This is a genomic window from Methylobacter sp. Wu1, assembly GCF_036553575.1.
Taxonomy (GTDB): Bacteria; Pseudomonadota; Gammaproteobacteria; order Methylococcales; family Methylomonadaceae; genus Methylobacter.
The window spans coordinates 1-25,092 of the sequence record NZ_JAZHOC010000046.1 but is presented as its reverse complement, the minus strand read 5'-3'; the positions used below and the strand labels follow the sequence as shown (position 1 = coordinate 25,092).

24 protein-coding genes are annotated in these 25,092 nt (G+C 55.1%); 14 read left to right on the top strand and 10 right to left on the bottom strand.

The features are described from left to right. Nucleotides 1–71 precede the first annotated feature (71 nt). Nucleotides 72–1,796: a multicopper oxidase domain-containing protein gene (locus tag V2P20_RS07285; RefSeq protein WP_331817571.1), complete on the top strand. Its 1,725-nt coding sequence runs from the start codon at nt 72–74 to the stop codon at nt 1,794–1,796. Nucleotides 1,797–1,940: 144 nt separating this feature from the next. Here V2P20_RS07285 and V2P20_RS07280 read toward each other — a convergent pair whose 3' ends face one another. Next, complete coding sequence (locus V2P20_RS07280) at nt 1,941–2,768, bottom strand: symmetrical bis(5'-nucleosyl)-tetraphosphatase (RefSeq protein WP_331817569.1); 828 nt, start codon at nt 2,766–2,768, stop codon at nt 1,941–1,943. 4 nt (nt 2,769–2,772) lie between these two features. Next, entirely contained in the window at nt 2,773–3,150 is a 378-nt protein-coding gene (gene apaG / locus V2P20_RS07275) for a Co2+/Mg2+ efflux protein ApaG (RefSeq protein WP_194968935.1), read from the bottom strand. 72 nt (nt 3,151–3,222) lie between these two features. Here apaG and V2P20_RS07270 point away from each other — a divergent pair, with 72 nt between their 5' ends. The 4 genes from V2P20_RS07270 to V2P20_RS07255 all read left to right on the top strand — a co-directional run bounded on the left by V2P20_RS07270 (nt 3,223) and on the right by V2P20_RS07255 (nt 9,994). Next, entirely contained in the window at nt 3,223–3,444 is a 222-nt protein-coding gene (locus V2P20_RS07270) for a hypothetical protein (RefSeq protein WP_331817567.1), read from the top strand. Between the two features lie 15 nt (nt 3,445–3,459). After that, on the top strand, nt 3,460–4,812 hold the full coding sequence (gene mpl / locus V2P20_RS07265; protein ID WP_331817566.1) for a UDP-N-acetylmuramate:L-alanyl-gamma-D-glutamyl-meso-diaminopimelate ligase: 1,353 nt from the start codon (nt 3,460–3,462) through the stop codon (nt 4,810–4,812). Between the two features lie 204 nt (nt 4,813–5,016). Further along, nucleotides 5,017–9,024, top strand: a complete 4,008-nt coding sequence (locus V2P20_RS07260; protein WP_331817565.1) for a hypothetical protein — start codon at nt 5,017–5,019, stop codon at nt 9,022–9,024. Nucleotides 9,025–9,244: 220 nt separating this feature from the next. Continuing rightward, the gene (locus tag V2P20_RS07255; protein WP_331817564.1) at nt 9,245–9,994 is read left to right on the top strand and encodes a methyltransferase; all 750 of its coding nucleotides are present in this window, start codon (nt 9,245–9,247) and stop codon (nt 9,992–9,994) included. 18 nt (nt 9,995–10,012) lie between these two features. On the opposite strand, the gene V2P20_RS07250 is transcribed toward V2P20_RS07255, so the two are convergent. From V2P20_RS07250 to V2P20_RS07240, 3 genes are all read right to left on the bottom strand, one after another. Next, nucleotides 10,013–10,435, bottom strand: a complete 423-nt coding sequence (locus V2P20_RS07250) for a glycine zipper family protein (protein WP_331817563.1) — start codon at nt 10,433–10,435, stop codon at nt 10,013–10,015. Between the two features lie 96 nt (nt 10,436–10,531). Further along, a complete protein-coding gene (locus tag V2P20_RS07245; RefSeq protein WP_331817562.1) occupies nt 10,532–13,015 on the bottom strand; it encodes an FtsX-like permease family protein in 2,484 nt (827 codons plus the stop codon). Continuing rightward, on the bottom strand, nt 13,012–13,701 hold the full coding sequence (locus V2P20_RS07240; RefSeq protein WP_331817560.1) for an ABC transporter ATP-binding protein: 690 nt from the start codon (nt 13,699–13,701) through the stop codon (nt 13,012–13,014). Before V2P20_RS07240 ends, V2P20_RS07245 begins: the two co-directional genes overlap by 4 nt. 1 nt (nt 13,702) lies before the next feature. Here V2P20_RS07240 and V2P20_RS07235 point away from each other — a divergent pair, with 1 nt between their 5' ends. Together V2P20_RS07235 and V2P20_RS07230 are read left to right on the top strand one after the other, a co-directional pair. After that, the gene (locus V2P20_RS07235) at nt 13,703–14,305 is read left to right on the top strand and encodes an arylesterase (protein WP_331817559.1); all 603 of its coding nucleotides are present in this window, start codon (nt 13,703–13,705) and stop codon (nt 14,303–14,305) included. Nucleotides 14,306–14,497: 192 nt separating this feature from the next. After that, nucleotides 14,498–14,923 carry a heme-binding protein gene (locus tag V2P20_RS07230; RefSeq protein WP_228778924.1) on the top strand — a complete coding sequence of 142 codons (426 nt, stop codon included), beginning with the start codon at nt 14,498–14,500 and terminating at the stop codon, nt 14,921–14,923. A gap of 107 nt (nt 14,924–15,030) precedes the next feature. Here V2P20_RS07230 and V2P20_RS07225 read toward each other — a convergent pair whose 3' ends face one another. Beyond that, nucleotides 15,031–15,303 (bottom strand): hypothetical protein, encoded by a 273-nt coding sequence (locus tag V2P20_RS07225; RefSeq protein WP_331817555.1) that lies wholly within the window; start codon nt 15,301–15,303, stop codon nt 15,031–15,033. A 247-nt stretch (nt 15,304–15,550) separates the two neighbouring features. Here V2P20_RS07225 and V2P20_RS07220 point away from each other — a divergent pair, with 247 nt between their 5' ends. After that, nucleotides 15,551–16,471: an SPFH domain-containing protein gene (locus V2P20_RS07220; protein WP_331817554.1), complete on the top strand. Its 921-nt coding sequence runs from the start codon at nt 15,551–15,553 to the stop codon at nt 16,469–16,471. Between the two features lie 10 nt (nt 16,472–16,481). Continuing rightward, a complete protein-coding gene (locus V2P20_RS07215) occupies nt 16,482–16,925 on the top strand; it encodes an NfeD family protein (RefSeq protein WP_331817553.1) in 444 nt (147 codons plus the stop codon). A gap of 56 nt (nt 16,926–16,981) precedes the next feature. Here the strand turns inward: V2P20_RS07215 and V2P20_RS07210 are convergent, their stop codons facing one another. Genes V2P20_RS07210 through V2P20_RS07200 form a run of 3 tightly spaced genes read right to left on the bottom strand, consistent with a single transcriptional unit; the run spans nt 16,982 to nt 20,792 of the window. Beyond that, nucleotides 16,982–18,976, bottom strand: coding sequence for a DUF3488 and transglutaminase-like domain-containing protein (locus tag V2P20_RS07210; protein ID WP_331817551.1), 1,995 nt, complete (start codon nt 18,974–18,976; stop codon nt 16,982–16,984). Then, entirely contained in the window at nt 18,949–19,890 is a 942-nt protein-coding gene (locus tag V2P20_RS07205; protein ID WP_331817549.1) for a DUF58 domain-containing protein, read from the bottom strand. The genes V2P20_RS07210 and V2P20_RS07205 overlap by 28 nt, the downstream gene beginning before the upstream one ends. Further along, the gene (locus V2P20_RS07200) at nt 19,887–20,792 is read right to left on the bottom strand and encodes a MoxR family ATPase (protein WP_331817547.1); all 906 of its coding nucleotides are present in this window, start codon (nt 20,790–20,792) and stop codon (nt 19,887–19,889) included. The genes V2P20_RS07205 and V2P20_RS07200 overlap by 4 nt, the downstream gene beginning before the upstream one ends. A gap of 123 nt (nt 20,793–20,915) precedes the next feature. Between V2P20_RS07200 and V2P20_RS07195 the strand changes: the two genes are divergently transcribed. Continuing rightward, nucleotides 20,916–21,269 (top strand): TraR/DksA family transcriptional regulator, encoded by a 354-nt coding sequence (locus V2P20_RS07195; RefSeq protein WP_331817545.1) that lies wholly within the window; start codon nt 20,916–20,918, stop codon nt 21,267–21,269. Here V2P20_RS07195 and V2P20_RS07190 read toward each other — a convergent pair. Continuing rightward, nucleotides 21,226–21,477: a hypothetical protein gene (locus tag V2P20_RS07190; RefSeq protein WP_331817543.1), complete on the bottom strand. Its 252-nt coding sequence runs from the start codon at nt 21,475–21,477 to the stop codon at nt 21,226–21,228. The two genes, V2P20_RS07195 and V2P20_RS07190, sit on opposite strands and share 44 nt — an antisense overlap. A gap of 81 nt (nt 21,478–21,558) precedes the next feature. Between V2P20_RS07190 and mnmG the strand changes: the two genes are divergently transcribed. The 4 genes from mnmG to V2P20_RS07170 form a co-directional block, all read left to right on the top strand. Then, nucleotides 21,559–23,430 (top strand): tRNA uridine-5-carboxymethylaminomethyl(34) synthesis enzyme MnmG, encoded by a 1,872-nt coding sequence (mnmG, locus tag V2P20_RS07185; RefSeq protein WP_331817541.1) that lies wholly within the window; start codon nt 21,559–21,561, stop codon nt 23,428–23,430. Further along, the gene (gene rsmG, locus V2P20_RS07180) at nt 23,430–24,050 is read left to right on the top strand and encodes a 16S rRNA (guanine(527)-N(7))-methyltransferase RsmG (protein ID WP_331817539.1); all 621 of its coding nucleotides are present in this window, start codon (nt 23,430–23,432) and stop codon (nt 24,048–24,050) included. Before mnmG ends, rsmG begins: the two co-directional genes overlap by 1 nt. A gap of 17 nt (nt 24,051–24,067) precedes the next feature. Continuing rightward, nucleotides 24,068–24,835, top strand: coding sequence for a ParA family protein (locus V2P20_RS07175; RefSeq protein ID WP_194971749.1), 768 nt, complete (start codon nt 24,068–24,070; stop codon nt 24,833–24,835). A gap of 3 nt (nt 24,836–24,838) precedes the next feature. Then, nucleotides 24,839–25,092, top strand: a 254-nt coding sequence (locus tag V2P20_RS07170) for a hypothetical protein (RefSeq protein WP_331817537.1), incomplete at its 3' end; no start/stop codon positions are given.

Sequence of the window (25,092 nt, the reverse complement as noted above, 5' to 3'; positions counted from 1 at the left end):
ATAGCGAGGCGGGATTAAAGGGCATAGGCTGGTCTGTTAACCAATACTATCAGGCATAAGGAAGGGTAAAAATGACTCACTCAATCAATTACGGCAGACGTCAGTTTTTACAGTATTCCGCTTTCGGCGCAGCGGCCGCGTTGTTTCCCGAACTGCTGCTGGCCAATCCCACGTCGGCAAGAAGAAGCCCGACGCCGGGCTTTAAGCCCGATGTGGAAATCGAATTCTCGGCGCGCGAAGTGTTCGTGCCTATTCTGAACAACGGCTCTAAAACCAAGGTACAGAAATACTTCGCAAAATTATTGAAAGGCCCTGAAAACACGGTGCAGTCGTTCGAAGACAACTATTTGGGTCCGACTCTCAATTTTGCCAAAGGCCAGAAAGTCAGAATTTACTTCGACAACAATCTGCTGGAACATTCGATCATGCACTGGCATGGCCTGCATGTGCCGCAGAAAAGCGACGGCCATCCGATGTATTCGATCGAGCCCGGCGAACGCTTTGTCTATGAATATGAAGTCCTGAACAACGCCGGCACCAGTTTTTATCATTCGCATGCGCATAATTTGACAGGCTCGCAGGTTTATTTCGGACTCGCCGGTTTGCTGAAAGTGACCGATGAGGAGGAAAAAAAGCTGGGCCTGCCGACCGGCGAATATGATCTGCCGCTGGTCATCCAGGACAAGCAATTCAATAGAAACGGCCAGCTGCAGTATGTGCGCGGCATGCACGACCGCATGATGGGTTTTCTGGGCGATACAATTCTGGTCAACGGCAAGCCCAATGCCGAGTTTGCCGTCAAGTCGCGCGCTTACAGGTTCCGGGCGCTGAATGGCTCGACATCGCGCATCTATAAGCTGGGCTGGGATGACGGTACGCCGCTGACGGCGATCGGGACCGATGTCAGTCTGCTGGAAAAGCCGGAAACCAAGCCCTATGTCATGCTCGCCCCGGGCGACCGGGTCGATTTATGGCTGGATTTCAGCGGCCGTCCGGTCGGCTCGAAACTCGCCATGTACAGCCTGCCTTTCAGCGGGACTATGCCGCCCATGTTTGAGAGCATGCAGCGTATGCGCGGAGGCGGTCAAGGCGGCAGAGGCATGATGGGCGGCATGGGCATGATGTCGGGCGGCTTAGGGCAAGGCGAGAAATTTCCGATTGCGATATTCCATGTCACCGAAAAAGTCGGCGATTCCCCCAAACTGCCGGTGCAATTAGTGCGCCGTCAGCGGCTGACCGAAAAAGATGTCGATAACGCCGATAACCCGCTGCCGATTGCGATTACCGAGAGGCATATGAGGCCGCTGGTGAACGGCAGGCCTTTTTCACTGGATGAAGTCATGGAGATTGAGAAGGTCAAAGTGGGTTCGATCAAGAAGATCAAGATCTTCCATCCTCATGAAGAGCATGAGATGGCTTCGCAGACCAGCGGTCATGACATGGAAGGTATGGACCACGGCGGCATGGGCGGCAGAGGTGGAGGCATGGGCATGAGGGATGAGATGGGCGGCGGCATGATGGGGGGCATGATGATGGCGATGGCGCATCCGATCCATCTGCACGGCCAGCAATTCCAGGTGCTGTCGCGCAAAGAGGGGCATGTCGACAGGGAAGACTACGAGACCGTCAGACACGGGTTTGTCGACTCCGGCTTGAAAGATACGGTGCTGGTCATGCCCGGGGAAGAAGTCGAGATCATCAAGCCGTTCCAGGATTTCAAAGGCTTGTATCTTTATCACTGCCACAACCTGGAACATGAGGATCTGGGTATGATGAGGAATTTTTACGTGCACTGAAAGCCGAGGCGGGAGCGATCCTACGTCGCGTTGGCGGGGTGGTTTTAAATCGCGATGTAGGGGCGAATTCACTTGTGCCCTTTGGGTATTCGCCCCCACACCTTGTCGCTCGTCAAGATTCGGGAAGTGATTTCTCGCCCTATCCTAAACCTTGCCGGGCTTCCTGGCGCCGGGGCAGTCGATACTGAAACGCTCCACCTGCCCGTCCAGCTTCAAGGCGGTCAGCTGGCCGCCCCAAAGACAGCCGGTATCGATGGCATAGCAGTTATTGCCTTCATAGTAGCCCAGCGTGGACCAGTGGCCGAAGATGATGCGCAGGTTGGCGTTTTTGCGTTTGGGTACCTGGAACCAGGGCATCAGTTTTTCAGGCTGGGAGCCCAAAGGCCCGCTATTGATGAGATCGAGCCGTCCGTAAGCATCGCAATAACGCATGCGCGTGAAGCAATTGAGGATAAACCGCAGTTTGGCCATGCCGGTCAGCGTGGGCGACCAGATGTCGGGCTTGTTGCCGTACATGTGCGTCAGCAGCCGCCGATAATCGGGGCCTCTCAGCGCTCTCTCGGCAAATAAGGCCATTTTCCGGGTCTTGTTGAAGTCCCATTGCGGCGGCAGGCCGGCATGCAGCAGGCAGAAATCGTCGTTGTAATGAAACAGCGGACGGTGCCTGAGCCAATCGAGCAATTCATCGCGGTCCGGCGCCTTCAAAACCGGCGCCAGCGTGTCGTGCTTGCCGGCCTGTTCCGGCGAGCAGGCGGCGGCCAGCAAATGCAGGTCATGATTGCCAAGCACGGTTATGGCGGCATCACCCAAGGCCTTGACAAACCGCAGCGTTTCCAGCGACTTGGGGCCGCGGTTGACCAGATCGCCGGCGAACCAGAGCTGGTCCGTGTTCTCGTTGAAATTGATTGTATCCAGCAGCCGCAATAGCTCATCATGGCAGCCCTGGATATCGCCGATGGCATAGATAGACATTTTATTAATGCAGGGTCCTGGGGATTGATAGTGTGAATCGGGGAATATAGGCATTGAAATCATTGCCGTCATCGGAATGCATCGTGTAATTGCCCTGCATCGTGCCGACCGGCGTCGCTATCATGGCGCCGCTGGTGTAGCTGTAGGTTTCGCCGGGCCTGATGTAAGGCTGTTCGCCGACAACGCCGTCGCCCCTGACTTCCTGGACCTTGCCGTTGGCATCGGTAATCAGCCAGTGGCGCGTCAGCAGCCTGGCAGGGACTTCGCCGGCATTGGTAATGGTGATCGTGTAGGCGAAAACATAGCGGTTCTCATCAGGAGAAGATTGCGCTTCCACGAAACGCGGCTTGGCTTCAACTAATATTTTGTTTTTTTCGCTCATTATTAGATGATATAAATTGATAATGTGGTTATTTGATCGTAACTTACCGCCAAACGCAAGCACCTGTTCCGCATGAAACGCAAAGCCGGCTTTTTTATTCTATCGTTCGCATTGTCCGGCATGGCTTACGCGCAAGATAGCAAAGAACTGTCCGCGGCGGCGATGTCTGCGGCCGATAAGCAAAACGTCATGGCCGGCCAGAAAACTACCCACGAAATCATCTCCAAGCTTCTGCAAGAGGATAGCCTGTCCATCGGGATGCCGGTAAACCGGAGCAGAAGCAATAATTACTAGCTATAGGATAAGACATTGCATATTCACATCTTAGGCATTTGCGGCACATTCATGGGCGGTCTTGCGCTGATCGCAAGGCAGCTGGGCTATCAGGTCAGCGGTTCGGACCAGAACGTGTATCCGCCCATGAGCACCCAGCTCGAACAGCAGGGCATACAACTGATGGAAGGCTACCGCGCCGAAAACCTCGATGGCAAGCCCGATCTGGTCATTATCGGCAATGCCCTGTCGCGCGGCAATCCGGAAGTCGAAGCGGTGCTGAATCGGGGCCTGAAATACGTATCGGGACCGCAATGGCTGTCGGAGCACGTATTGCAGGACAAGTGGGTGCTGGGCGTGGCCGGTACGCACGGCAAGACCACGACCACCAGCATGCTGAGCTGGATACTCGAGCACCAGGGCTTCAAGCCCGGCTTCCTGATCGGCGGCATTCCGCTGAATTTCGGCATTTCGGCCAGGCTCGGCGAATCCTCGTTTTTTGTCATTGAGGCCGATGAATATGACAGTGCCTTTTTCGACAAGCGCTCCAAGTTCGTCCACTACCGTCCGCGCACGGCCATACTGAACAATCTGGAATACGATCATGCCGACATCTTCCCCGATCTCGACGCCATCAAGCGCCAGTTTCATCATCTGGTGCGCACAGTGCCGGGCGAGGGCCTGATCATCAGCCCCGAGAGCGAAGCCAACATCAACGACGTGCTGGTCATGGGCTGCTGGACGCCGGTCACGCACACCTCGATCGACGCCGATGCGCCGTGGAATGCCCGGCTGATACAAGCCGACGGCAGCCGGTTCAAGGTATTGCTGAACGGCCAGGAGCAGGGCACGGTCGATTGGACTTTGACCGGCCGGCACAACGTCTACAATGCCTTGTCTGCGATCGCGGCGGCCCAACATGTCGGCATTCTGCCTGCCGATGCCATAACGGCGCTGGCAAAGTTCCAGAACGTCAAGCGGCGCATGGAAGTCATTGCCCGCATCAACGATGTCACGATCTATGATGATTTTGCCCATCACCCTACCGCGATCGCGACGACGCTGGACGGCCTGCGCAAACAGGTCGGAGGCGAGCGCATCATCGCGATCGTGGAGCCCAGGTCCAACACCATGCGCATGGGCGTGCACACGCAAACGCTGGCGCAATCTTTGGGCGGCGCCGATCAGGCCCTGATCTATCAGCCGCCGGGTTTGGGCTGGGATCTGAGCGCGCTGAAGAAATACGCCGGCAATATCGAAATCTGCCAGTCGCTGGATGAAATTATCGCTAAACTTAAACTGGAAGCACGCCATGGCGGCCATTTCGTGCTGATGAGCAATGGCAGCTTCGGCGGCATCTACCAGCGCCTGCAGCATGAATTGAGTTAGGATTCGGCAATCAATAACGGCGCCTGTGGGAGCGATGCCCACATCGCGACTTGCGGCGGTCTTTAGTCGCGATGTGGGCATCGCTCCCACGGGACCATAAAAACGGGATGTTATTTTTAGCCGAATCCTTAACTATAAATGCCGCGAAGCTTTTGGAGGCTTCGCAGTAAATAAAAACAACATGGATTGACCCGGGAGCGCATCATGAGTCGTATCATCTGGCTGTTACTAATTACGCTATTTCTTTCCCCGGCCGTACCGGCCAAACCCTTGACGCCGGAGCAGGTGCCGGAGCCGCTCAAGCCCTGGGTCAACTGGGTGCTGCAGCATGATCAGGAGCGCATCTGTCCTTTCCTATACAACAGCTATGAGCAAAAACGCTGCAGTTGGCCGACTCAGCTAAGCCTCGATATCACACCTGAAAAAGGCGCGTTCACAATCAGCTGGAAAGTCTATCAGGAAAGCTGGCTCAGCCTGCCGGGCGACCATAACTATTGGCCGCTTAACGTAACGGCTAACGACAAACCGGCGCTGGTCATGGACAAAGACGGCAGGCCGAAGGTTTTGCTCGAAGCCGGCGTTTATGAGATCAAGGGCCAATTTCTCTGGGACAAGCTGCCGGACAATCTGGCCATTCCTGAAGACACCGGACTGATCAGTCTGCGTATCAACGGCAATGCCATACAGACGCCCATCATTAAAAATGGGCAGCTGTGGCTGAAAGACAGCGACAGCGGCCGGAAAAAGCTCGAAGACCAGCGGGACAGCCTTGATCTGCAGGTGTTCCGTAAAATCATCGATGACGCGCCGTTACAGGTTTTAACACGCATGGATCTGGAAGTCTCCGGCGCGCAACGCGAAATCAAACTGGCGCTGCCGCTGCCGGAAGGCTTCATCCCGCTGCAACTGCAAAGTCCGCTGCCGGCCCGGCTGGAGCCGGACGGGCAATTGCTGGTCCAGGTGCGCCCCGGCCGCTGGCAGATCGAGCTGCTGGCCAGAAGTACGGCCGATTTGAACGCGATACCGTTTGCAGTACGCAAAGACTGGCCGGCTGAGGAAGTCTGGGTGTTCAATGCGGTTCCGCAACTGCGCGTGGTTGAAATTGAAGACTTAAGCGCGCTCGACCCCAGCCAGACCAATCTGCCCGAGGACTGGAAAAGTCTGCCCGCCTACCGCATCAGCCAGGGGCAGGCCATGCATTTCAAGCTGATACGCCGGGGTGATCCGGAACCCGAGCCGAACCAGCTCAACCTGACGCGGAAATTGTGGCTGGATTTTGACGGAACCGGTTATACGGTCAATGACCTGATCACGGGCCGCATGACCCGGGGCTGGCGGCTTAATGCCTTGCCCAGGACGCAGCTGGGCAAGGTCATGCTGGACGGCCAAAGCCAGCTCATCACCCGCGATGCCGACAAGCAAGGCGTGGAAGTCAGGCAGGGCCGCATAACGCTGGATGCCGACAGCCGGCTAGCGGACGGCATCGGCACTCTCAGCGCGGTCGGCTGGGAGCAGAACTTTCATAACGTCAATGCCGAGCTGAACCTGCCGCCGGGCTGGCGTCTTTTGGCGGCCTCCGGCGTCGACAACGTGCCGGACAGTTGGATTGCGCGCTGGACGCTGCTGGACTTGTTTCTGGTGCTGATCGCGGCGCTGGCGATCAGGCATCTGTGGAATCCGGCCTGGGGATTGTTCGCTCTGCTGACGTTGGTGATTATCTGGCATGAGCCCGACGCGCCCCATTTTGTCTGGCTCAATATCCTGGCTGCGACGGCGCTGATTAAAGTGCTGCCGCCGGGCAGATTTCTGAGCTTCATGAACGGGTATCGCGCTGTTACTTGCCTGTTTTTGGTCCTGGCCGCAATCCCGTTCATGGTCGACCAGATACGCATGGGGCTTTACCCGCAGCTGGAACAGCCCTGGCAAACCATCCTGCCGAGGGAGTATCCGGCTACGGCCGCTATGGCGCCGGAAGCGATGATCATGCAGGAACAGGCCATGAGGAAATCGATGCCGGAGCAGGTCGCATCCGGGGCCGCCGTTGAAAAAGACGAAGCCGTCAATTTCGAGCGCATCGATCCCAACGCCAGAATCCAGACCGGACCGGGGCTGCCGCAATGGCAATGGACCAAGATCCAGCTGTCCTGGAACGGCGCCGTGGACAGCGGGCAGGAACTGCATTTATGGTATCAGCCGCCGGTCATGACCATGCTGCTCAATTTTCTGCGCGTAGGGCTGATCGCTGTGCTGGCCTTGCTGATGTTCGGCGTTGCCGAAAAATTCAGATTCAACCTGAAAGCCGTGATGCCGGTACTGCTGGGGTTCCTAGTGCTGCCGATGCTGTCGCCGCAGCCGGCTCATGCCGATTTCCCCGATCAGGCCATGCTCGATGAACTGCGCAACAGACTACTGGAAGCGCCCGACTGCCTGCCGGATTGCGCGCAGATTCCGCAGATGCACCTGGCGATCACGGACAAGGCGTTGACGCTGACGTTAAAAATTCATGCCCGGCAAGCCGTGGCCGTGCCGTTGCCTGCCGAATACGAACAATGGTTTCCAAGTCAGGTCTCGGTTGACGGCAAAGCCGCCCAAGGGCTCTACCGCAGCGGCAACGGTTTATGGCTCAATCTGAGCGAAGGCGAGCATCAGGTGGTGCTGAGCGCTGCGCCATTGCTGAACCGGTTCACGCTGCCGCTGCCGCTGAAGCCGCATCACGTCGCCATTGAAGCGGCCGGCTGGCAGGTCAGCGGCACGCAGGAAGACGGCCGCGTCGACGGCCAGCTGCAATTCAGCCGCGTCAGCCAGGCGCAGGAAGCCGGCAAGCCAGCCCTGGAGCCTGGCGTCCTGCCGCCGTTTGTCAGCATCAAGCGCACCTTGCAGCTGGGCCTGGACTGGCGCGTCATCACGCAGATCAGCAGGATTTCACCGGCCGATTCGGCCGTGGTCATCGCCGTGCCGCTGCTGCCGGGCGAATCGGTCACGACGGCAGGCGTGCGGGTAAGGGACGGCAAAGTCGAAGTCAATATGCCGCCGCAGCAGACTTTTATGGAATGGCAATCGGTTCTGAAAAAAACCGGACAGATCGAATTGACGGCGGCGCCGACGGACCGCTGGCGGGAAATCTGGGCAGCCGATGTCAGCCCCATCTGGCATATCGAAGCGTCGGGCATTGCCATGATCCATCAGAATCATGAAGGGCGCTGGCTGCCTGAATGGCGGCCCTGGCCTGGCGAGAAAGTAACGCTGAAAATCACGCGGCCGCAGCCGGTGGAAGGCCAAACGCTGACGATTGATGACAGCCGACTCATAATCAAGCCCAGCAAACGTCTGCAGGAAGCCGAACTGAAAATCAGCCTGCGCAGCTCGCAAGGCGTGCAGCATACGCTGACCCTGCCCGAAAACGCCGTGCTGCAGTCGGTGATGATAGACGGCGCGATTCAGCCGTTGCGGCAAAAAGGCCGCACGCTGACCGTGCCGATTCATCCCGGCAGGCAGGATATCCTGCTGAACTGGCAGCAGGCGCTCGAAATGGCGCCCGTCATGACCACGCCTCAGGTGGATCTGGGGCAGGGCAGCGTCAACGCCAGTCTGAGCATGGGCTTGGGCCAGGACCGCTGGGTACTGTTCACGATGGGCCCCGAATTCGGGCCTGCCGTTTTATTCTGGGGCGTTCTGGCCGTCATCGTGATCGTATCGATCGGCCTGGGCAGAGTCCGTCTGACGCCGTTAAAGAGCTGGCACTGGTTTTTGTTGCTGGTTGGGCTCAGCCAGATACCGATCGAATCGGCCGTGATTGTGGTCGCTTGGTTAATGATCCTGGGCTGGCGCTCAGACAAGCCGATTGCGCAGGCCAACTATTTCAATATAATGCAGGTGACCATCGGCCTGTTGACGTTGATATCGCTGAGCCTGTTGTTCGATGCCGTCCAACAGGGACTGCTCGGATCGCCCGAGATGCAGATTACCGGCAACCAGTCATCGGCCTTCAATCTGAACTGGTATCAGGACAGAAGCCCATCGACCCTGCCGACCGCGACGCTGGTTTCGGTGCCGTTATTCGTGTACCGGTTGCTTATGCTGGCGTGGTCGATATGGCTGGCCTTTGCGCTGCTGAATTGGCTCAAATGGGGCTGGAAATGTTATTCGCACGGCGGTTTCTGGAAGAAAAAACCGGCTAAACAGGAAAAGGCAGTGGTTGAGCCGGAGAAGTAATTATCCAAGATGTTACGAAATATTTACCACGAAGTTGTAGGGTCGAATTCACTTGTGCCCCTTGAGGGTATTCGACCCGAAACGCTGCTATTTTTTACGGAAGGTTAAGTGCGAATGAATTCGCACCTACACTGCATCGCAGTAACACTAAAACAGCACAGAGATCGATTCGTGCGTAACATCAAATAGTAATTCAAAAGATAGTAATTCAAAGCCCGGTATGTCAATTTTTCATTTTCAACAGTTCTCGGTGCAGCAGAAACAGTCGGCCATGAAAGTCTGCACCGATAGTATCCTGTTTAGCGCCATGACGCCCGTTAACGGCGGCGAGCGGGTGCTCGATATCGGCGCGGGCACGGGACTGCTGTCGCTGATGGCGGCGCAGTTGGGCGCCGGGTGCGTGACGGCTGTGGAGCTGACTGAAGCGGCTTATCGGGAATGCAGCTTCAATTTCGGCGCGAGCCCGTGGGCGGATCGCCTGGAGGCGGTGCATCAGGACATCCAGAGCTTTGCCCTCAAGGCCGGGCAGCCTTACGATCTGGTCATCAGCAATCCGCCGTTTTTCGAAAACCACCTCGGGACCGAAGATTCGCTCAGGCATACCGCCCGGCATAATGATCAGCTTGGCTATGCCGACTTGATCGAGATTGCCGACCGCTTAGTGTCGCCGCAGGGGTTGCTGTATCTGCTGCTGCCCGTCCATGCCGTGCCGAAGTTTGCCGCTGCCGCATCGGCGGCAGATTTCCATCTGATCAGGCAGACCGATTACCTTGGCTTTGCACACAGCAAAGCCAAGGTTGCCGCGCTGATTTTCAGCCGTACGGCCGCTGCATTGGCAAAGGAGAGGTTGATCGTTTATGAATCTGCAGGCATTTACACACAGGCCAGCGAACGGTATTTGTCGGCTTTTCTGCTGCGGTTTTCAAAAGCGGGAAAAGCGATCGACGCACATCCCTGTGCATCCGATTGATCAGAAGTGTAAATCGGATCAGTTGAGTACGCGGTGGCCACGTTGTCTCAGGCAGCTGGAGTAAGCTCTTTTGTAAGCATCTCTTGCCTGATAGCCTTGATAGGCGCCGCCTCCGAGGGCCATTGCCGCTGCGCCGATGGCCGCGCCTTTGCCGGCATCGCCTGTGAGCGCACCTAAAGCCGCGCCGCTGGCGCCGCCGAGCAGACCGCCTACCGCAGCGCCTTTAGCGCCTTCTTTCAGCATGCCGCCGGAGCTTTGGTCCGCGATTTGTCCGCACTCAGCCATGTCCTGATTGAGACGGTAAGCGTTAGGATCATTGTATGCGTCGACAGTCGGTGTCCATCCACCGCCTAAGCTGTTCATCACGCCGCCCTGGTTGGCGCAGGCTGTGATGAGTGTGCTGGCCATGAAAACGATACCGACGGTTGTTAATTTCTTCATTGTAGTGCCTTGTATTGAGTGATTGTTCACTTAGAGTTTAGATAATATTTTCTGAATAGCGCATGAATGGCGGCGGCGTAATTTAAACAATAATTATTAGAGTTCTCTTAAAACCAGCAGCGGCGATTTATTAACCACATCCCGTACGCCCCAATATCCGGCCAAGCCTACGAAAAGTGCGCCTATCAGCGGCAGGACAGCCCACAAATAGATATTGGGCGTATATTCCATATGCATGACCTGCGTATATAAAGTATAGAGGATAATTTCCGAAATCAACACAGCCAGCAAGCCGGATATCAATCCCAGCAAGGTAAACTCGATCAGGTGGGTTTTCCTGAGAAACGCACGGTTTGCGCCCAGCGTGCGCATTAAGGCACCGTCGTAAATCCGGTCGTCCAGCGTCGAATAAACCGCTGCGAACAACACCGTGAAACCGGCCAGCAAGGCAAAATACAGCAGGTAATTGATCGCCGCCGTCAATTGGGTCAGGATAGTTTTGAACTGCTGCAGAATCAGATCGACTTCCAGCAGGGTGGTGCTGGGAAATTTTTTTATCAGATCGTTTAAAAAGTTTTTCCGGCTTTCGGGCAGATAAAAACTGGTGATGAAGGTGCTCGGATAATGCTCCAGCGTGCCGGGCGAGAAAATCATGTAAAAGTTGGGCTTCATCGTGTCCCACTGCAGATCGCGCAGGCTGGACACGGTCGCTTCAAACTGCTCGCTGCCGACGGTAAAGGTCAACTTGTCGCCCACTTTGATTTTCAGGCTCTTGGCCAGTTTTTGCTCGACGGAAACCAGCCCGGCCCGGTCCGATTGCCACCATTGGCCGGCCGTGATTTTATTGTCCTCGGGCAGTTCTTTTGACCAGGTCAGGCTTAATTCCCTGTGCGTGGCATTTTCGCCCTGCGTGTCCTTGCTGACGATCTGCTGTACCGGCGTCTGGTTGATTTCGACCAGGCGGCCCCTGACGACAGGATAAAACCAGCTGCCGGTGATTTGCTGTTGTTCTAGCTCTTTCTGAAACGCCTGTTGCTGATCCGGAAAAATGTTCAATGCGAAATGATTGGGCGCATGCTCGGGCAGCTGCTTGTGCCAGTTCTCAAGCAGATCGGTGCGCACGGTGAAGCTGAGCACCATGGCTACCAGCGTCATGCTGAAAGCCAGTATCTGGCTGACGCTGCCCCGGCTGTTCCTGAACAAGCCCTGCAGACCGAAGCGCCAGGTCAGATTCATGTGCGGCAGCAATCGGTGCGACATTATCAGCAAGCCATAAACCAGCAGGCCCAGGAGCAGCAGCGCCAGCAGGCCGACACCGATAATCGTCGCCGTCATTTTGATATCGTCGGTATAACGCCAGATCAGCACCGACATCAGGCCGACGGCCAGACCGTAGATCAGCCATGCGCTGCTCGGCAAAGGCTCAAGATCGCGGCGCAAAACGCGCAGCGCTGAGACTTGCTTCAGGCGCAGGATGGGCGGCAATGCGAAGCCCAGCAAGATCACCATGCCGGTAATGAAACCGAAGAAAATTGCCAGCAGGCCGGGACTGGCGACCTGCGCGGGCAGCAGATTTCTTAACAGATGGAACAGCGCTTCCTGGGCAAACCAGCCCAACAGGCAACCCGTGGCGCTGGCCAGTATGCCCAGCACGATGAACTGGCAACTGTACAGCCAGAGAATTTCGCGTTGCTTGCAGCCCAGGCAGCGCAGTATGGCCGTGGTATTGAAATGCCGTTCCGTATAGCGGCGCGTCGCCATGGCGATGGCGACGCCCGCGATCAGAACCACGACGATGCTCGACAGGCCCAGATAACGCTCGGCGCGCTCCAGTGCCGAGCCCAGCTCCGGCCGGTCTTCATGGATGTCCATCAGCCGTTGCGACGGATTCAGCAGCGGTTTGACCCAGCGGTTGAAGGCGGCCAGGGACTTGCTGTCGCCGCTGAACTGAAAGAAATAATGCACATGGCTGCCGGGCTGGATGACGCCGGTGGCTTCGAGGTCCTGCTGGTTGATCATGACGCGCGGCGAGAAGCTGTAAAAATCGCCGCGTTTGTCGGGCTCATAAGTAATGATGCGGCTGATGGTCAGTTTTTTTTCGCCGACGGTCAAGGGATCGCCCAGTTTGAGTTTCAGCGCAGACAGAACACGCTTGTCGACCCAAGCCGTGCCGGGGTCCGGGCCTTTATCGACGCTCGTTTCGGCCGAGTAATCCGAAGTCGTGGTTTTCAGATGGCCTCGCAATGGATATAAGGCGCTGACGGACTTGAGGCCGGCCAGCAGCAATTCATCGTTTTCTATCAGCACGCTGGAAAATTCGACTGTCTGGGCCTGGGTCAGCTTGAGCTGGCTGGCCTTGGCGAGCCAGAGGTCGGGAATCGGGGCCGTGCTTGAGATGACCAGATCGGCGGCCAGAAAATCGGCCGCCTGGCCGGTCATCGTGCGCTGCAGGCGGTCGGCGAACAGCGAGATGGCCGTCGAACTCGTGACCGCAATGATTAGGGCCAATACCAGTATGGTCAGTTCGCCGGAGCGGCTGTCCCGCCATAACAATCGCAATGCCAAAGTAAAACGGCTCATAGGATACGTCCTGCTTCCAGTCTGATGGTGCGCTGGCAGCGTGCGGCCAGTGCCGGGTCATGCGTAACCAGGATCAGTGTGGTCCGGTTTTCCTGGTTCAGCTCGAACAGCAAATCAATGATGTGCTCGCCGGTTTTGCTGTCCAGGTTGCCGGTCGGTTCGTCGGCGAACAGAATGGCCGGCTCCGTGACGAACGCCCGGGCCAGGGCCACGCGCTGCTGTTCGCCGCCTGACAATTGTTTGGGGGTGTGCGACAACCGGTGCGACAGGCCGACCCTGTCGAGCAGGGCCGTGGCCGAGGCTTTGGCGTTCTTGTCGCCGCTGAGCTCCAGCGGCAGCATGACGTTTTCGAGCGCCGTCAGGCCGGGCAGCAATTGAAAGGACTGGAAGACGAAGCCGATCAGCTCGTTGCGCAGGGCCGCCCTGCCGTCTTCGTTCATGACCGTGATGATCTTGCCGTTCAGCGTAATGGAACCTTCGCTGGGTGTGTCCAGGCCGGCCAGCAGGCTGATCAAGGTGGATTTGCCCGAACCGGATTCGCCGATAATGGCGATGCTTTCGCCGGCGCTGATGGCTAAATCGATCGAGGACAGGATCTGTAACGGGCCATCGGAAGTCTGGACCGATTTACCGAGCTGTTTCGTTACTATAAGATGCGTGGATGTTTTATCAGCTTGAGGATGCATAATGATTAGGTTTTTATTTGCCTTGATAGTTTCGCTAATGCCCATGACGGCTTTGGCCAAATCGATTGTCGTACTCGGAGATAGTATCAGTGCCGGCTACGGAATTGAAGTCAAACAAGGCTGGGTGGCTTTGTTGCAGAACAAGCTGTCTCAGGCAGACAGCCCTTACGAAGTCATCAATGCCAGCATCAGCGGCGATACGACGGCCGGCGGTCTGGCGCGCATAGATAAGATTTTGGCTGCGCATAAACCCGATGTCGTGCTCGTGGAGCTGGGCGCCAATGACGGCTTGCGCGGCCTGCCGCCCAAGCTGATGAAAGACAATCTGGCTGAAATCACGCAGCGCGCCCGGAACGCCGGCGCAAAAGTCCTGCTATTGAGCATGAGAATTCCGCCGAATTACGGCAAGCGCTATACCGAGATGTTTTATGATGTTTATCCGCAATTATCGAAAGAACTGGGTGTGCCGTATATGCCTTTTATTCTCGAGGATGTCGCGCTGGTGAAGGAATTGATGCAGCCGGACGGCCTGCATCCCAATGCCAAAGCGCAGCCGATGATTGCGGATAAAGTCTGGGAGCATTTGCAGTCGTTGTTAAAGTAGCCCAGGATAACGCGCAAATTGAAGCCTTTGCTAATATTGATAATGACCAACCCTGCCTTGGTACTGACTCCAATCATTGGCCGAGACGGAATAATCGCGTTATATTACAGCTAATCCGGCTTGCTGATAGCTTAGCCGGCATCTAAGGTGTTTTTCTATAACAACAACAGGTATTCAATGAGAGATTTGCCTATGAAACTGACACTGGAAAAAGCCAACCAAATCATACAAGGAGCCACCCGTAAAGCCCGGCAATTAAAGCTGGCGCCGCTGACCGTAGTCGTTCTGGATGAGGCCGGTCATTTAAAAGCCATGCAGAGAGAAGACGGCGCCACCGTGATCAGGCAGCAGATTGCCACAGCCAAAGCCTGGGGCGCGGTCAACATGGGTATTTCATCACGCAGCCTGGAAGCCGTGGCGGAACAGCGGCCGGATTTTATGAGCGCCTTGGTCGGCATGACCGATGGCAGAATCATGCCGGTTCCGGGCGGCGTTCTGATCCGCGATGAGAGCAATAACCTGATAGGCGCGGTCGGCATCAGCGGCGATGTGTCCGATCAGGACGAGCGTTGCGCAATTGCCGGGATAGAGGCGGCAGGATTTATCGCCGGCATTTAGGCTGTTCAGGCACTGCGTGCGGCGCCATATAAAGAATGTGTCTGTCCAAGAAGAACGCAGAGTCAGACTCTGTGTTCTTCTTAAAGATTGGCCGATTTATTTTAGTTTTATTCGGCCGGTTTGGCTGGCGCCGGTTCAGGCACCGGAACCGGCGCGGCGTCTTGAGACAGAGAATGTTTGGGGGTCTGTTCCAGTTTTGCCCGCCGGTTGCCTTCTCCGTAAAGCGTCATGGTTATCATGAATAATACGGTCGTGATCATGAGAATCAGGAAGCGATCCGGTTTCTTCAGAAAGAATAAAGGCCATTGCGGCTTAATCATGCCGATAACGAAAAAGAGTATCGTCAGGATTCCGATATTAAAAGCGGCGTATATCATCATTGCTGTTTACCCATTAACTTACATTTCGATGAAGTTGCATTATTATTAATCAAGCGGTTATTTCACCACAGCCGATTATTTTAAAGGTTTCATCGATTTGATTCCGAAAATTTACTGTGGCTTCATTCAGAACGGCCGCATTTCAAAACCCGGTATCCGGCTTTGCCGGCAAGAGTTCATGAAACGGCACAGAGATGTCAAACAGAGCGCCGGGCAAGTTTTTTCGCAAATAAAATAAGGGGGGTGTATGAGTGGGTTTTTCTTAGCGTTACTGGCTTTTGCCGTGGTGCTGGTGTTCATGAGCGTTAAATCCGTGCCTCAGGGCATGGAATATACGGTCGAGCGCTTCGGCAGATACACCACTACGCTGACGCCGGGACTGAATATCATCATGCCGGTCATAGACCGCATCGGCAATAAGATGATCATGATGGAGCAGGTCATGGACGTGCCTTCGCAGGAAGTCATCACCAAGGATAACGCCATGGTCACGGTCGACGGCGTGGTTTTTTATCAGGTCATGGATGCCGCGAAAGCCGCTTATGAAGTCAGCAAGCTGGACTGGGCCATCCTGAATCTGGTCATGACCAATATCCGTACGGTCATGGGATCGATGGACCTGGATGAATTGCTGTCGCGCCGCGATGATATCAATGCGCGGTTATTAACCGTGGTCGACGATGCCACGACGCCCTGGGGCATCAAGGTCACGCGCATTGAAATCAAGGATATCGCGCCGCCCAAGGATCTGGTTGAAGCAATGGGCCGGCAGATGAAAGCCGAGCGCTTGAAACGCGCATCCATTCTCGAGGCGGAAGGCGCGCGACAGTCGGAAATCCTGCGCGCCGAAGGCGAGAAGCAGGCCGCCATTCTGGAAGCCGAGGGCCGGAAGGAAGCGGCATTCCGCGAGGCCGAGGCCCGGGAGCGTCTGGCTCAGGCGGAAGCCAAAGCGACTTTGATGGTATCGGAAGCGATCAGCCAGGGCGACATCCAGGCCGTGAATTATTTCGTCGCGCAAAAATACATCGAATCCTTGCAGCATATCGCCGCGGCCGGCAACAGCAAGCTGATTTTCATGCCGCTGGAGTCATCGAACGTGATCGGCGCTATCGGCGGCATTTCGGAACTGGCGAAAGAAGCGATGGCGAAAGCCAATCCTCCGGCCTAGAGGTTGCAGCATGGCGAATCTGGAAATTGTTTTTTGGTATTGGTGGGTGGCGGCGCTGATACTGCTGATCATCGAAGTGCTGGCGCCCGGCTTTTTCTTTCTGTGGATGGCGGCCGCGGGGTTCGTAACGGGCTGTCTGCTGTTGCTGATGCCGTCCATCAGCCTGGACATTCAGCTGGGCGTATTCTCGGTATTGTCGGTATTGGCCATCGTCGCCGGTCAGTATTATGCAAAAAAGCATCCTATCGTATCGGATCAGCCCTTGCTGAACAGGCGAGGCGCGCAGTATATCGGCAGGGTATTCAGCCTGTATGAGCCGATCGTGAATGGGCAGGGCAAGATCAAAGTCGATGACTCGATCTGGAAGGTGCATGGCGAAGACTGCGATATCAATACCAAGGTAAGAATCACGGCTATCCGCGGTATTGTCTTCGAGGTCGAAAAAGTCGAATAGCCGTTGAATGATAAGGGCGGCTTTTTGGACAGTCGCCCTTAAACCCGGCTACGAAGCTAATCGCCGGCCTTGAACCGCATGACCAGCCTATGCAACTGCTTCAGGTCTTCCGGACCTGAAGCCTGGCCGTAGCGCAGCTTGATGAACACGTCTGTGATCTGGTCGATCTGTGCCGACTTTTCGGGCAGCTTTGCTTTCACCCGTTCGGCAAAATCCCTTGCGCCTTCGCTTTCGCTTCTGGCGAAGCCCTGGTGGGTAAGCTTGTTGCAGAACCGGTGATAGAGGCGCAAAGCTCTGTCGGTCTTTCTGGGTTTCCGGCGCAGCAGAAACCAGCTCAGTACCGCTGTCATCAAGGCGATCAGGCCGAGCATGCTGTACAGCATGGTTTTGGCGTTCTGTATGCCCCACCACGATAAGAGTTGCAGTTGACTCATGCTGTTATAGTTGATGACCCAGCGCTGCCAGCTGTAATCGGCGCTATTCCAAAGCTGATGCGCCTGTTTCAGCCAATCGGACGCCACCAATTTTTGGCTATTGGGACTGACAAACGTGACAATGCCGCTGGCGACCTGTTGATCGACATTGACATCCTGCTCGATTCTTTCCGGCGCAATGGCCGCCGTCGGATCAATCCGAACCCAGCCTTTGTCCTGCAGCCAGACTTCAGTCCAGGCGTGGGCATGGGCTTGTCTTATTTCCAGAAAATTGCCGATCTTGTTCAGTTCGCCGCCCTGATAGCCGGTTACGATGCGCGCCGGGATATCCGCGGCACGCATTAAATAAACGAATGCCGCCGCATAATGGCTGCAAAAGCCGTAGCGCGTTTCAAACAGGAAGGTTTCAATCGGATTTTCCTCCATCAACGGCGGCGTCAACGTGTAATGAAAGTCTTCTTTTTTGAAATGACTCAGCAATTGCTGAATATAGGTTTCGGGCGGGCTGTCAAAACCGTGCAGTTGCCGGACCAGTTGATTGATTTTCTCGGACGGTTCGCCGGGCAGCTGCGTTGCGTCTTGATATTCGGTTTTCGTGATATAGCCGGTGTTGTATTGCGTATATGACGTCACTTTATACTCGGCGCGTTTACCAAACGCTTCTTCGCTGACGAGTTGATAGTTGGCGTTCAGGCTTGCGGGCGACTGGTATTCGGCTGCTATATCCAGCGCAAAAACCCAGGGTTTGTCTTGCGGCTCCATCAGCAAAGTATATTGATAGCCGGCACCGGTAAACTTAGGCTTATCGAGAAATCTTTTAAAATCCTTGTGCACTGACTGGGTCCAAAGCCGTCCATCCGTATGGGTCATGACTGGCCCGCGCCAGTAGCGCTGTGCCGGCGGCGGCAAGGCGCCTTTGAATTTAACCCGGAATACCAGTTCGTCCGATAAACCGAGATTGCTGATGGAGCCCGGCTCGATACTGTCGCTCAAGCCGGATTTGGTTTGATGATTTTCGTTAAGCAGCAGCAAGCGCGGCGCTTCAATGCGCGGAAACAGAATGAACAGCACGCCTGCAATCGGCAGGGCCTGCGCCATGATCACGGCCGCCGTTTTCAAGGCCGGCAGTGTCCGCGGCCGCAGGCTGTTAATACTGACCAGCGTCGCAAACAGCACGCAGCAGACGGCCACGATATAAACGCCCACCAGGATGTTTTGCTCATACAAGAACTGCGAGGCGGCGACGATGAAAGCCAGATAAGTAATCAGATAGATGTCGCGTTCGGTCTTGATTTCCAGTAATTTGAGCGCCAGGCCGATAACGAACAGGCTGGTGCCCGGATCACGTCCGAGCAGGCTGTGATGCTGGCTGTACAGCAGTCCTACGCCGAGGATAGTCAGCAGCAGGACAAACCAGGTTCCAGGCAGCCAGTCGGGCTTCCAGATGCCGGCAAAACGCCAGCTCAAAATCAGGAAAAAAAAGCTCAGGACGGCAGCAGGCAGGTGATAAACATGCGGAAAAACGATCAGTCCGATGGACGAAAGCAGGAAAATCAGAACGCTCTTATTGAATTTGCTGCGCATGATGTTCAAAACAGCGCCAGTGCTTCCAGGCATTTTTGGCTATGAACGGGACCATGGCCGGGCGCCACCTTATGGCCGGGAAGCGATAAGCCATAATCGATGCCGGCTCTGTCGGCATCGATCACCCAGCGGCACAGCTGGCTCAAGCGCTCTTCGACATGACCCGCCGCCGCATCGTATGCGAGCCAGATTTCGGTCGGTTCTTCTCCGCCGTATTGCTTGCTGAACAGGCCCTGCCCTTTGGCAAAGGCTTTCCAGTGTATGTGCTTGATCGGGTCACCGGCCTGATATTCGTGTATACCGTAAAAATCATCCGCGCCGTTTTTATTGAATCCTTGCCCGGATTGTAGCGATGATGACTCCGGTAACGGGCGGTCAGCGCCGGCGGGCTTTGGATAAACCAGCACCTTGAGATTCAGCCGCACCGGCGACCAGGCGCGAAACAGCCCCAAGGGATAAGTGCTCGCTATCGTGACGGCGCCGGCTTCATGCCAGCCTCTTTTTTCTGTCGTCGAATATAGCGTAACCAAGCCTTTGCTGTGTGCCGCCAGTGTTAGGGCTGCGGTTTTTTTCAGTGTCAGTTGCAGGTTGTGGCGCTCGATCGGGGTTGGATTATTGATGTGAATGTCGAACCCTGCGGCCTCTTCCGCAAACACGGGTTTGCTGTGACCTTTCTGCAGAACCAGGCCGGACAGTGAATTAAAGCTGTGCAGGATGGTCACAAAGAAGACGCTGGCCAGCAAAAAAGTCAGCAGATAGGCCAGGTTGTTGTTATAGATAAAGGCCACAAGCAATAACAGCAGGTTCAATGCCAGGAAGCCCAGTCCGCGTTGTGTCGGCAGAATGAAGATGCGCCGATGATTCAGCGCCACAGGTTCATCGGTGGCTTTTTCACCAGCGATAAACCGGCTGCGGCGCCAACGTTCATTGAATGATATTGAACTCAATGGATTGCCACTTTTTCTAACAAAGGCGCAACGATGGTTTCCGAATGGCTGTGGCCGGATCTCAAGCGATGGCCGGCCACGGCGGCCAGTACGGCCTGGATATCTTCCGGAATAACTGCATCACGGCTGTCCATAAAAGCCCAGGCTTTTGCGGCGGTAAGCAGCGCTAACCCGGCGCGTGGGGATAAGCCGCAATGATAATCCGGCGATTCGCGCGTATAGGCGATAATGGCTTGTAAATAATCCAATAAGGCGGGAGAGGCATAAACTTGCGTGACAGCCTGCTGCACTTGCGACAGTTGTTCGGGCGGCAAGCGCACTTCGAGCGACTCGATCAGGCTGTGCCGGCTTTTGCCGGTCAGCAGGGCTCTTTCGGCATCAGGATCAGGGTAACCGAGCTCTATGCGCATCAGGAACCGGTCCAGTTGCGACTCGGGCAGAGGAAACGTGCCGATCTGGTGCGACGGGTTTTGTGTGGCAATAACGAAAAAAGGTTGCGGCAATTCATAGGTCTTGCCTTCAATCGTAACCTGGCGCTCTTCCATCGCCTCCAACAGCGCGCTTTGCGCTTTGGGCGTAGAACGGTTAATTTCATCGGCCAATATCATTTGATTAAAAATCGGGCCGGCATGAAACTTAAACGCGTGGTTTTGGGTATCAAAGATTGAGCTGCCTAGAATGTCGGCTGGCAATATATCGCTGGTAAATTGTATGCGTTGATAATTCAGCCCTAGCAGTGTCGCCATCGTATGCGCCAGCGTGGTCTTGCCGACGCCGGGCATGTCTTCGATCAACAGATGGCCGCGCGCTAGCAGACAGCACAATGCAAGGCGGATTTGGCGTTGCTTGCCGAGAATAATTTGATTGGCTGCATCCAGTAGCTGATTGATTGCATTTTGCATAAGTGGTGATACATGCTGGGTTGAATGAGGTCTTATATGACTCCATTAGGGTAAAGCCTGTTTTGTAGTATAGAGCAAGCTTCTGATTTAAGCAGGATTCAAAGCGAAGAAGCAAGGATTTATATGAAAGAATACGAAGAGATACGCAGAAATCTGATAGAAATGCTGGAAGATCTGGATGAGCGTCTGGCCAAAATTACCAATCATGTCAAACATGCGGATGAGCCTTTGGAAAAGGATTTTGCCGAACAGGTGACGCAGAAGGAAGATGATGAAGTCCAGGATTATCTGGGCAACGTGACTCGGGCGGAAATAGAAAAGGTCAAGCAGGCCATTGCCAGAATAGACAGCGGCGAATACGGCATCTGTGTTGTGTGCGGAGAACCGATCAATAAGGAGCGGCTGAAAGCCTTGCCTTATTCCACTATGTGCATCAAATGCGCCAGCCAAAAAGCGGATCAGTCCAGAAGACGCTAAGAGCGGTTGATGGATTGAAACAGGAGGTTTTTCCGATAGCACTGAACCATGTTATCGGAAAAACCTCCTGTTTTGCGTGCTTGGCTTTACGGCTGTATTTGCTTTTATCGCGAAAGGTTTGCGCCTTGTTGAACTGATGCGCGAACTTCGCGACAGGGTTCTGCATTGGCAGCGCTTCAAGTTCGCTCCGATTTTTACGTTTTTTCATGATTTTCCCCTTATAATAGAGTAGAGTTTGTATAATATATACAACGCATTATTATAGCTTTTATTAGAGTACATAACGCTTGTGAAATTCAAAAAAGATTTTGATGTCATTGTTGTCGGCGGTGGTCATGCGGGTACCGAAGCTGCGCTGGCGGCGGCCCGGTGCGGCGCGAAAACACTGCTGTTGACGCAAAATATCGACACCCTCGGGCAAATGAGCTGCAACCCCGCCATCGGCGGCATCGGTAAGGGCCATCTGGTCAAAGAAGTGGATGCGCTGGGCGGGATTATGGCGCAGGCCATTGACCTCGGCGGCATTCAGTTCCGTACCCTGAACGCTAGCAAAGGCCCTGCGGTTAGAGCCACGCGCGCTCAGGCTGACCGTAAACTCTATAAGCAGGCGGTCAGAAGCGCGCTGGAAAACCAGCCCAACCTGTCCATATTTCAGCAGACCGTATCCGATCTGATGGTGGAAGGCGACAGAGTGGTCGGCGTTAAAACTCAAATGGGCTTGAGCTTTGCAGCCAGAGCCGTAGTCTTGACGGCCGGGACTTTTCTGGCCGGCAAAATCCACATCGGCCTGGAAAATTACAGCGGCGGCCGGGCCGGCGATGCGGCCTCGATTGCCCTGGCCGAGCGCCTGCGCGAATTGCCCTTCCGCATCGACCGTTTGAAAACCGGCACGCCGCCGCGCATCGACGGCCGCACGATCGATTTCAGCAAATTGGAAGTGCAGCACGGCGATGACCCGGTGCCGGTGTTCTCCTTTCTAGGCAAGCGCGAACAACACCCGCGGCAGATCCCCTGCCACATAACGCGCACTAACGGCAGGACCCACGACATCATCCGCTCCGGCCTGGATCGCTCGCCGCTGTATTCGGGCATCATAGAAGGCATCGGCCCGCGTTACTGCCCGTCCATCGAAGACAAAATCGTGCGTTTTGCCGATCGGGATTCGCATCAGATTTTTGTCGAGCCGGAAGGGCTGGATACGCATGAAATCTATCCGAACGGCATCTCCACCAGTTTGCCTTTCGATGTCCAGTATGAACTCGTGCGTTCGATGCTGGGCTTTGAGAATGCCGAGATCTTGCGCCCCGGCTACGCCATTGAATATGACTTCTTTGACCCGCGAGATCTGAAATTCTCGCTGGAAACCAAACACATGCAGGCGCTGTTTTTCGCAGGACAGATCAACGGCACGACCGGTTATGAAGAAGCGGCTGCGCAGGGGCTGATCGCCGGCCTAAATGCGGCGCGCCTGGTGCAGGGACTGGAGAGCTGGTGCCCAGGGCGCGACGAGGCTTATATCGGCGTCATGATTGACGATCTGATCACGCGCGGCACGCAAGAGCCGTACCGCATGTTCACCAGCCGTGCCGAATATAGGCTGTTGTTGCGGGAAGACAATGCCGATCTGCGCTTGACGGAGAAAGGCCGTGAACTCGGTCTGGTCGACGATGAGCGCTGGCAGGCTTTCGAAACCAAGCGCGAAGCCATCGCCAAGCTGCAGGGCGACCTGAAAAAGCGATGGGTCAGGGCTGAAACCGAGGCAGCCGGACAAGTCGCCGAATACTGGGGCAAGCCTTTGCTGCGCGAAAGCAATTTGATGGATTTACTGCGCCGGCCGGAAGTCGACATCAACCGGCTGTTGTCGTTTTTAGGGGCTGATGAGGCCGTGCCTGAGCAGGTCGCCGAGCAGGTTGAAATTCAGGCCAAATATGCCGGTTACATAGACAGGCAGCAAACGGAGATAGACAAAGCGCTGCGCTATGATCACCTGCGGCTGCCCGAGGCAATCGACTATAAAGGCGTGCCGGGCCTTTCCAATGAAGTTAGCGAAAAGCTTAAGAATCACCGGCCTGAGACTTTAGGTCAGGCATCGCGTATTCCCGGCATTACGCCGGCTGCCATTTCGCTGTTGTTGGTTTACCTGAAGAAGAAAAGCGCCTGATGGATGCCTGCCGTGAAATCCTGACTGCAGGGGTCGAGTCTTTGCGTCTATCCGTTGATGAGGATAAGATCGAGCGCCTGCTCGGCTTTATAAAGCTGATCGAAAAGTGGAATAAAGCCTATAATCTGACCGCGATACGCAACCGGGAAGAGATGGTTCGGCTGCATTTGCTCGATAGCCTGGCTGTTCTTGAGTTCGTCGAAGGCCAACGCGTGATCGATATCGGAACCGGAGCCGGATTGCCTGGCATTCCATTGGCAATCTGCCTGCCTGAAATCGAATTTGTCCTGCTGGACAGCAATGCCAAAAAGACCCGATTCGTGCAGCAGGCAGTTTTGGAATTAAAGCTTAAAAACGTAACCGTTTGCCACAGCCGCGTGGAACAGTATCGTCCTGAGAACAGATTCAATACCGTGATCACGCGCGCGTTTGCTAGTTTGCCGGCCATTGTTGAATTGACGGGACATCTGCTCGGCAAGGGCGGCGTGGTGCTGGCGATGAAAGGTCAAAGCCCGGATGCGGAATTGGAGCACATGCCGCAAAAAACAACGGTGATACCTGTACAAGTTCCGGGAATAGAAGCTGAAAGATGTCTGGTTCGAATAGAATCACTAGAATAGACTGAGGTAAAGAAGTAGTGGCAAAAGTAATAGCCGTAACCAATCAAAAAGGCGGCGTCGGTAAAACAACCAGCAGCGTCAATCTGGCGGCATCATTGGCGGCCTTAAAGCGGCGCGTGCTGCTGGTGGATCTTGATCCGCAAGGCAATGCAGCCATGGGCTGCGGCGTCGACAAGCAGGACGTCAGCTATTCCAGTTACGATTTATTGATGGAAGATGTGCCGGTAGCGGAAACGGTGATTAATATGCCGACTATCGGTTTTTCGATTATCCCGGGCAATGCCGATTTGACCGCCGCCGAAGTGCAGCTGATGAAGGCGGAGCGCAAGGAGCAGCGTCTTGCCGATGCGCTAATACAGATTAAAGGGCAATATGATTATATTCTGATCGATTGTCCGCCGTCCTTGAATATGCTGACGTTGAATGCGATGGTGGCGGCAGATAGTCTGTTGATTCCGATGCAATGTGAATATTATGCCCTGGAAGGCCTGTCCGCATTGATGAGTACGCTGAAAAACATTCAGGAAACCGTCAATCCGGAATTGCATCTGGAAGGCATAGTGCGCACGATGTTTGACGACAGAAACCGTCTGACCAAGGATGTTTCAGAGCAATTGATCCGGTATTTCGGCGATCAGGTATTCCGGACCTGCATACCAAGGAATATTCGTTTGGCCGAAGCGCCAAGCCATGGCGTGCCGGTATTGACTTATGATAAAACATCGCGGGGCGCCAAGTCCTATATGGCATTGGCAAATGAAATGATCAAGAAAGAAAAAAAATAAGTCATGACTTCAAAAAAACGTGGACTGGGTAGAGGATTGGAAGCCTTGCTGGTTGATGTGCCTGCCAAGGACGATCGTGAGAATGCAGCGGATATCTCCGCAAGTATGCAGGAGGTAGAACGGCTCAAGGCGCAGTTGTCAGCAACAGTAGGGAAGCAAGGGGTAGAGCAACGCAGGGAGCAGTTGCCGACGACTGCAGGGAAGCAGGAGATAGAGCAACGCAGGGAGCAGTTGCCGACGACTGCAGGGAAGCAGGA

Coding starts and splice junctions, on each gene's coding strand:
- V2P20_RS07285 (WP_331817571.1), top strand. CDS start 72: ATGACTCACTCAATCAATTACGGCAGACGTCAGTTTTTACAGTATTCC.
- V2P20_RS07280 (WP_331817569.1), bottom strand. CDS start 2,768: ATGTCTATCTATGCCATCGGCGATATCCAGGGCTGCCATGATGAGCTA.
- apaG (WP_194968935.1), bottom strand. CDS start 3,150: ATGAGCGAAAAAAACAAAATATTAGTTGAAGCCAAGCCGCGTTTCGTG.
- V2P20_RS07270 (WP_331817567.1), top strand. CDS start 3,223: ATGAAACGCAAAGCCGGCTTTTTTATTCTATCGTTCGCATTGTCCGGC.
- V2P20_RS07260 (WP_331817565.1), top strand. CDS start 5,017: ATGAGTCGTATCATCTGGCTGTTACTAATTACGCTATTTCTTTCCCCG.
- V2P20_RS07255 (WP_331817564.1), top strand. CDS start 9,245: ATGTCAATTTTTCATTTTCAACAGTTCTCGGTGCAGCAGAAACAGTCG.
- V2P20_RS07250 (WP_331817563.1), bottom strand. CDS start 10,435: ATGAAGAAATTAACAACCGTCGGTATCGTTTTCATGGCCAGCACACTC.
- V2P20_RS07245 (WP_331817562.1), bottom strand. CDS start 13,015: ATGAGCCGTTTTACTTTGGCATTGCGATTGTTATGGCGGGACAGCCGC.
- V2P20_RS07240 (WP_331817560.1), bottom strand. CDS start 13,701: ATGCATCCTCAAGCTGATAAAACATCCACGCATCTTATAGTAACGAAA.
- V2P20_RS07235 (WP_331817559.1), top strand. CDS start 13,703: ATGATTAGGTTTTTATTTGCCTTGATAGTTTCGCTAATGCCCATGACG.
- V2P20_RS07230 (WP_228778924.1), top strand. CDS start 14,498: ATGAAACTGACACTGGAAAAAGCCAACCAAATCATACAAGGAGCCACC.
- V2P20_RS07225 (WP_331817555.1), bottom strand. CDS start 15,303: ATGATGATATACGCCGCTTTTAATATCGGAATCCTGACGATACTCTTT.
- V2P20_RS07220 (WP_331817554.1), top strand. CDS start 15,551: ATGAGTGGGTTTTTCTTAGCGTTACTGGCTTTTGCCGTGGTGCTGGTG.
- V2P20_RS07215 (WP_331817553.1), top strand. CDS start 16,482: ATGGCGAATCTGGAAATTGTTTTTTGGTATTGGTGGGTGGCGGCGCTG.
- V2P20_RS07210 (WP_331817551.1), bottom strand. CDS start 18,976: ATGCCTGGAAGCACTGGCGCTGTTTTGAACATCATGCGCAGCAAATTC.
- V2P20_RS07200 (WP_331817547.1), bottom strand. CDS start 20,792: ATGCAAAATGCAATCAATCAGCTACTGGATGCAGCCAATCAAATTATT.
- V2P20_RS07195 (WP_331817545.1), top strand. CDS start 20,916: ATGAAAGAATACGAAGAGATACGCAGAAATCTGATAGAAATGCTGGAA.
- V2P20_RS07190 (WP_331817543.1), bottom strand. CDS start 21,477: ATGAAAAAACGTAAAAATCGGAGCGAACTTGAAGCGCTGCCAATGCAG.
- rsmG (WP_331817539.1), top strand. CDS start 23,430: ATGGATGCCTGCCGTGAAATCCTGACTGCAGGGGTCGAGTCTTTGCGT.